The following is a 538-nucleotide window of genomic DNA, read 5'->3' on the forward strand; positions in this document are numbered from 1 at the left end:
CCAGCGCAAAACGCTGTCGGTCAAACCCTCCTTCATTAAGCTGAGCATGCACTGGACGCAGAACAAGTTCCATGTTCCAGTGCTGTCCGGCGCAAAAGGCAATCTCCTGCGGCGAAACTTTCAAGGTTGCATAAATCGGAGGGAACAGAATCCTGTCTTTGTAGCGCAGCAGCCGTACTTTAACCATCTTCCCATCGGGTAGTACGTTGTCCACGACAATTTCTGCTTTCAACTGCCCGTGCGACAGCTCTTCTATTTGATCCAATATGACTCGCCCTGCACAGACTGCCCAGAGGAACAGGACTAATATCAGCGCCACTGCTTTTGCATAACGCCATCCGGACAACGCCAGTAGCAGAGCCAGGAACAACATGGGCAAGTCGTAGGTAGCAGCAGGAAGCTTAGGCAGGAAACTCAGCGGTAGCGTTGCGGCAATGACACTCCATGCCAGCCGGTTCACGGTTAAAAGCATGACACCTCCCTGTATCAATGATGGCCAGTGTGCAGCAATCACTCCTGGGAGTCATATGACCTGGAA

1 pseudogene is annotated in these 538 nt (G+C 52.2%); it reads right to left on the reverse strand.

Features of this window, described 5'->3' with window-relative positions:
- A pseudogene (locus WH277_RS00545) lies at positions 1-472 on the reverse strand (competence protein ComEC); the annotation flags it as partial.
- Between the last annotated feature and the right edge of the window lie 66 nt (positions 473-538).

The organism is Erwinia sp. MYb416 (genome assembly GCF_037479575.1).
GTDB classification, from domain to species: Bacteria; Pseudomonadota; Gammaproteobacteria; order Enterobacterales; family Enterobacteriaceae; genus Erwinia; species Erwinia rhapontici.